Source organism: Nevskia soli, from assembly GCF_903970205.1.
In the GTDB taxonomy this organism is placed as follows: domain Bacteria; phylum Acidobacteriota; class Terriglobia; order Bryobacterales; family Bryobacteraceae; genus Bog-113.
Genome location: NZ_CAJCHS010000282.1, coordinates 1 through 4900, shown reverse-complemented (window position 1 = coordinate 4900; position 4900 = coordinate 1). Strand labels below are relative to the sequence as shown.

The following is a 4900-nucleotide window of genomic DNA, read 5'->3' as shown; positions in this document are numbered from 1 at the left end:
GCTTGAACACTCTGGCCTCCATTGAGATCTCACTCGGAAAGAGCGAGACCGCCAAAGTACATGCGGAACGCGCAGTCGCGGAACTTTCTAGGGTGGTCGGCGAGAAGAGCTGGTTGACTGCCGCGGCGCTAAACAATCTAGGGGAGGCTTACTCTGCTCAACAACGCTGGAAAGAAGCTGAGTACGCGCTACGGCAGGCGGCCGATATCTACAAGACGGTTCGCGGTCTAGACGATCCGGGGTACGCGAGCGCGATAGGTAACATCGGCGCAGTATATATGCGCGAGCGCAAATACAAGAAGGCGGAATCCCTCTACCAGCAGGCGGCCGAGATAGACCGCGCCGCTTTGGGTAGTCGAAGCGCGAAGTACGCGCGAGACATGAATCGACTCGGCAGCGTGCTGGCATTGGAAAATCGGAAAACGGAGGCTGAAGGCGCGCTACGAAGTGCATTGGCAATCGAGGAAACGACACTGGGCGAAAGCAGCCCCGCGCTGGCGGAACCGTGCCTGAATCTCGCCGGGCTCCTGCAGTCCGAAAAACGACGCGAGGAATCGTTGATGCTTTATCAACGGGGACTAAAGCTCATGGAACACGGCAGCGGGAAGAGCGCTCCCGACATGGCGGCGGTTCTCGACGCCTACTCGCACCTGCTCAAGGAAATGCAACGCTGGGCCGAAGCGGAGCAAGCTTCCACGCAAGCTCTCGGTCTACGCGTACAAAAGACGATACATCCCGACTCCTTTGAATGAGGCTCACATGTTGAGGATACGTTCACGCAATCCTTGCCGATAACTTCTGCTTAGAGTCAATTCCGCACCGCTTGACATGATTACCCGGTAATCACCTCGAAACCATGGCTGCAGAGATTTAACGCGATCCAGATTCACAATCGCGGAGCGGTGAATGCGAAGGAACTTCTCCGGGTCGAGCGTTTTTTGCAGCGCGTTCATTGTTTCGCGTAGAGTATGCGTCTCGTTGCCGCAGTGTAGATATACGTAGTTATCCGCCGCTTCGACCCAATCGATCTGATCGGAGCGAATCAGGATCATTTTGTCACGGGTCCTGACGGCGAGCCGATCCCGGCCCCGATTCGAACTGTCCTGAAAAGTGATGGTTGGCTGTGGCCGATCGAGCGCTATGTTGTGTCGGCGGTAGGCAAGGTGCAACTTTACCCGGTCCACTGCTTCTCTCAATCGCCGCTCTTCGTAAGGTTTTAGCAGATAGTCGAACGCATGTACCTCAAATGCCCTCAGCGCAAATTGATCGTATGCCGTAACAAAGATTGTGCATGCTGCGCGCTCCGGACCGATCGCGTCCAGCAGGCCGAACCCGTCCTTTCCGGGCATCTGAATATCAAGGAACAACAAGTCTGCCGTCACCCGCGAAAGGAGTTCCTGCGCCTGCAGACCATCTTCGCAGTCGCCGACGATTTCTAACTCGCTATCTGCGCTTAGAAAACGCCTCAAGCGCCGGCGTGAGAGCCGCTCGTCATCTACGATCAGAACTCGCAATTGATTCAAGGCGTCCCTCCGTTCTTTCAATTCTCAAAGGCAACGACATCACGGCCTCCGCGCCATTGCCTTCTCGTCTAAGGAAGCTGAAGTTTTGCTTCGATCCGTACAACTTCTCAAGCCTTGCTCGCGTGGTGCTCAATCCGATCCCCTCGCGTAAAGGGGTCCTTTGCACGTCGCACCCCGCGCCGTTATCACGAATCGCGATGACTAATACTCCGTTGGCTTTCTTGGCCGAGATCCGGATCTGCCCTTGACCGGTTCGCTTCGAGATTCCGTGCTTTATCGAATTTTCGAGGAGCGGCTGAAGAATGAGATTCGGCACCATCGCATCCTGAAGCTCATCGTCGATGTCCACTTCGATTTCCAGCCGTTCGTCGAATCGCATCTTCTCGATTCCCAGGTAGATCTCAGTAAACCGAAGTTCCTGACGCAGCGGTACCTCAATCGTGGTCGAAGTGTCGAGGGACATTCTCAGGAGCTGACTCAATCCGAGCACCATGCGCTCCGCGGCGGAGGCGTTCTCATGAATCAGCTCGGAGATCGCATGCAGCGTATTAAATAAGAAGTGAGGATGAAGTTGCATTTTGAGACTATGCAATTGTGCCCTCGCAAGCTGAGCGTTCAATTCGGAGGCCGCCGCTAGACTTGCCTGGTAACGTTGCTGGTAGTAAGCCGAATTTTGAACTAAGACAATAAGCCAATAAAACGGCGCTCCTTCCGCGACGCCCCAGCTCATTTGCCGCAAATAACCGGCAAGCGATTCGGTCTCCGCAAGTCCGAAAGACTGCATCCAGCCATACCAGAACACGTGCGCTACGGCGCCGTATAAAACCGTGGCGAAAACATGAATTGTCCAATTGCGTCTCGCGTGCAAACCGTCCAGTCGAAACGACCTGGCGAGCCACATGACGAAGGGCGAAGCTACGGCAAGTTGAAAGGCCCAGAGGCACTCGTGGCCAAATGCCCGGCTCCAACTTACTGGTCTCGTTGAGGCCGAGGACATGTAGTGCTCGAGGAGGGCAGAGCCCACCCCGTAGACGGACCATAAGAATATCGCTGCTCCGATGGCTTGCCATCGCGGCCATGTGATCCCTTTCAACACTTCACCGGAGATTTTGCCAATAGGTGATACGCGCGAGGCCGCAAAAAGGTACGAACTTTTCCCGCCCCGCATTTAGCCCGTTTCACCCCAGAGAGCCACTGGCCCCGGTGGGTTGGCGAGTTCGCCACGAGGCTGAACGCATTGGCCCCACTCCCCTTGATTTTTCAGGGTCCGCTTCGTAAGTTGAACACAATCGAACCCGGGCTTCGGACGGGAACTTCTCAAGGAGTCTTATGAAACAACAACTGCAGCGCGGCCGTTTTGGCCTTCTAACTTGCCTGCTCGTCGTGTTCGCCACAGCGCCGGCGTTCAGTCAGAGCATCACTACCGGCGATGTATCCGGCGTGGTCAGAGACGCTACAGATGCGGTCATCCCGAGCGCATCGGTCACTTTACGCAATCTGGACGACGGTAGTACCCAAACGGTCACGACGAACGCGACCGGCGCCTTCCGATTCACACTTGTTCGACCGGGCAACAACTACGTAATCTCTGCCGAGACCAGCGGACTAAGGACCGACAATTCCAGGATTCAGGTGCTGGTGGGTCAGGTTCTCCAGGTTAACCTGCTGGCCAAAGTATCCGCTACACAGCAGACGATCGACGTGACCGCGCAAGGTTCGCAAGTCCAGACTGAAACAGCCGATCTCTCCGCAACCTTCACGGCAAGGCAGCTCGCAAACCTGCCGGCGGGCGGGGGGGACCTGACAACCGTAGCCTTCTCCCTTCCGGGAATCGTGGTGAACAGCGTAGCCGGATCGGGCGGTTACGGCTGGGGTAACTTCAGCTCGCATGGCCTTCCGGCGACAGCCAACCTTTTCACCACAAACGGCCAGGACAATAACGATCCTTACCTTAGCCTGAACAACACCGGCGCCAGTAACTTGTCGCTCGGACTGAATGAGGTTGATGAGGTCGCGGTGGTTCAGAACGCGTATAGCGTGCAGTACGGGCGCAATGCCGGAGCGCAAGTTAACTTCACGACCAAAAGCGGCACAAATGCTTACCACGGCAGTCTACTCTATAACTACAACTCATCCGGCTTGAACGCCAACGACTTCTTCGCCAACGCCAGCGGCACGCCGCGCGGAAAGGCGGTTTCCAATCAGTACGCAGCCTCGTTCGGCGGACGGGCGATTCGCGACAAGCTGTTTTTCTTCGTCGACACAGAGGGTATACGATACACCGTGCCCACCACCGGCGGAACCGTCGCGATCCCATCACAGCCGTTTGAGACTTATATCCTGTCGAACGTGCCGGCGGCCCAGCAGGCGTTTTATCAACAGGCGTTCGGAGTGTACAACACGGCTACCGGCGTGTCCCGTGCCGTCCCGGTTACGACGGGGTCCGGGCCTTTGCAGGACGCAACCGGCACTCTGGGTTGCGGGAGCCAGATCGCGGGGATGAATTTGGCAGCGCCCGGCGGGGGCATATTCGGCCAGTCGGCGCCGTGTGCTCTCGCTTATGGAAGTAGCGGTAGCGGGGCGAATACGGAATGGCTGCTCACCACTCGGGCGGACTGGAACATCGACTCGAAGAACCGCGTGAACTTCCGGTATAAGACCGATCATGGGCGGCAGCCTTCAACCACGAGTAACCTAAACCCAGTTTTCGATGTTGTCAGCATCCAGCCCGAACACGAAGGGCAAGCTAACTGGACGTATACCATCAGCCCGAACATGGTGAATAACTTGATCGCCTCGGCCGCATGGTACAGCGCCGATTTTGCTCCGGTGAATTCGCAAGCGACACTCAGTGCTTTCCCGACTACTCTGTACATTCCGGTAGGCGGCACAAATACGTCCAATGGCCTCACCGAACTTGGCATCCCGGACAACTTCTACGCCTTCCCGAGTGGACGCAACGTCGGACAAGGACAAGTTATCGACGATGTGTCGTTTGTAAAAGGCAATCATACGCTCAAGGTCGGGGGGAACTTTCGGAAGAACCGGGTGACAGACGAATCGAATCTTACCAATTCTTACGGTTACTACGAATTCAATTCGTTGTTGGACTTTGCGAACGGATCAATCGGCTCGGGTAATGGAAGCTTTTATACCCAGGGGCTCACTCCATTCCCAGTTGTGCATCTACGATTGTACAATCTCGGCCTCTATGCGCAGGACGAATGGGCAATTACTCCGCATGTTAAGTTGACCTTCGGCTTACGGGTGGATAGAACGGGTAACCCGACCTGCACCGACGACTGCTTCACACGTCTGGAAACGGCGTTTACGGATCCTTCCTATGTCGGTGACGCGGCGACTCCTTATAACCAGAC

The 4900-nt window shown here is 56.1% G+C and carries 4 protein-coding genes; 2 read left to right on the top strand and 2 right to left on the bottom strand.

The window, feature by feature from the left end; genetic code table 11:
• On the top strand, positions 1-752 hold a 752-nt coding region (locus H1Y01_RS12655; protein ID WP_180540879.1), incomplete at its 5' end, for a tetratricopeptide repeat protein.
• 3 nt (positions 753-755) lie between these two features.
• Here the strand turns inward: H1Y01_RS12655 and H1Y01_RS12650 are convergent.
• Positions 756-1514, bottom strand: a complete 759-nt coding sequence (locus H1Y01_RS12650) for a LytR/AlgR family response regulator transcription factor (RefSeq protein ID WP_180540878.1) — start codon at positions 1512-1514, stop codon at positions 756-758.
• On the bottom strand, positions 1492-2253 hold the full coding sequence (locus H1Y01_RS12645) for a sensor histidine kinase (protein ID WP_257644446.1): 762 nt from the start codon (positions 2251-2253) through the stop codon (positions 1492-1494). Before H1Y01_RS12645 ends, H1Y01_RS12650 begins: the two co-directional genes overlap by 23 nt.
• A 599-nt stretch (positions 2254-2852) precedes the next feature.
• On the opposite strand from H1Y01_RS12645, the gene H1Y01_RS12640 reads away from it, so the two are divergent.
• On the top strand, positions 2853-4900 hold a 2048-nt coding region (locus H1Y01_RS12640), incomplete at its 3' end, for a carboxypeptidase regulatory-like domain-containing protein (RefSeq protein ID WP_180540876.1).

Coding starts and splice junctions, on each gene's coding strand:
- H1Y01_RS12645 (WP_257644446.1), bottom strand. CDS start 2,253: ATGAGCTGGGGCGTCGCGGAAGGAGCGCCGTTTTATTGGCTTATTGTC.